The sequence below is a fragment of the Synechococcus sp. WH 5701 genome, assembly GCF_000153045.1.
Taxonomy (GTDB): Bacteria; Cyanobacteriota; Cyanobacteriia; order PCC-6307; family Cyanobiaceae; genus Regnicoccus_A; species Regnicoccus_A antarcticus.
The window spans coordinates 1-1281 of the sequence record NZ_AANO01000102.1 but is presented as its reverse complement, the minus strand read 5'-3'; the positions used below and the strand labels follow the sequence as shown (position 1 = coordinate 1281).

Here is a 1281-nt window from a genome sequence, read left to right as displayed (position 1 = left end):
GGCTTTGCCTTCAGGTGAAGATGCATAGTTAGTGCCCTCCATCTGCGTTGTGAATGGAAATTTGGTGTAAACAGCTTGGGCTGCACCATTCACCAAAGCTTCGGCTTTGCTGGTGAGGCCTTTCGCAGCTTCCAGACTTGCTTTAGCGCGGTTGAAACGACCTGAGGCCGCTTGAACTTCGGTGTTGCTCAGGAAGCGGCCCTGGGAATCAGCCGCTGCAACGGCTTCGGTAAGGGGAGTTTTCATGGTGGGGAGTTAGAAGATTTAGATGAAAAACTTGTGCCCTGATCAGGCGACGGAAGCGGCAGCACGGTCGAAGTAAACGCCGATTTCACTGCTGAGTGATGCGCAGTCGCCAGCGGTGATGCCATTGCGGTCATTCACCATCTCAAGGGCAGCATCTTTCATCAGATTCACGCCTGATGCGACGGATGCGCCTGGAGTTCCGAGGGCCAGGTAGGTCTCGCGCAGGCCATTCAGGCAGCGATCTTCCATGACGGAAGCATCACCGGTGAACACTGAGTAAGTGACGTAGCGGAGGATGATTTCCATGTCGCGAAGGCAAGCAGCCATCCGACGGGAGGTGTAAGCGTTGCCACCAGGGGCGATCAGTGCAGGCTGTTGAGCAAACAGCTGACGTGCAGCATTGGCAACGATGGTTGAAGCGTTGCTGGAGATCCGGCTCACAGCGTCCAAACGCTTGTTGCTGTCAGAGACGACGGCGGCCAGGGCATCAATCTCACTGGTGCTAATGAACTGTCCCCGGGCGTCGGCCTGGGCGACAACCTTGGTGAAGGCGTCGAACATTTTGAACTCCTCTTGGCTGCGTCTAAGTGGTTATCAGAGATACCAGAAGGACATCTTGAGAAGGTCCCAGCTGGGTCTGGGAACATTCTCTCGAAATGGGCTGGAGCCTTTCGACTGCTGTTCATAATGCTTAATCCCCGTTCTGAGACAGGGATTTTCCAGCCCTTCCTTGCTCAGTCAACGATCAGAGGTCGAACAGCACCGTATGGATGTAGTTCTCGGTCCATTCACTGCCGTAAAACCGAGTGAGCATGCCCCTTGCTGGATCTTTCTCTGCTCTGTAATCGGTGTAGCGCCGTTGTCCTGCAAGCAGGTGGTCGCGGCGATCGTCTGTCACCGGTTTCGCTGCTTCGGCCAACTCCAGATAAAGCCTGAGATAGTCGTTGAAGGCTGGACGTACAACGCTTTCAATTAGTTGGTCCCCTTCGTCTCCAAGCGGCAACCGGGTCCAAAGAAAGCCTGGAGAGAAGAAAG

1 protein-coding gene and 2 pseudogenes are annotated in these 1281 nt (G+C 54.8%); all 3 read right to left on the bottom strand.

Annotation, left to right across the window (positions count from 1 at the left end):
• A pseudogene (locus WH5701_RS16335) lies at positions 1–246 on the bottom strand (phycocyanin subunit alpha); the annotation flags it as partial.
• 42 nt (positions 247–288) lie between these two features.
• Positions 289–807 (bottom strand): phycocyanin subunit beta, encoded by a 519-nt coding sequence (locus WH5701_RS00615; RefSeq protein WP_006169891.1) that lies wholly within the window; start codon positions 805–807, stop codon positions 289–291.
• A 184-nt stretch (positions 808–991) separates the two neighbouring features.
• Positions 992–1281: pseudogene (locus tag WH5701_RS00610) on the bottom strand (phycoerythrobilin:ferredoxin oxidoreductase); the annotation flags it as partial.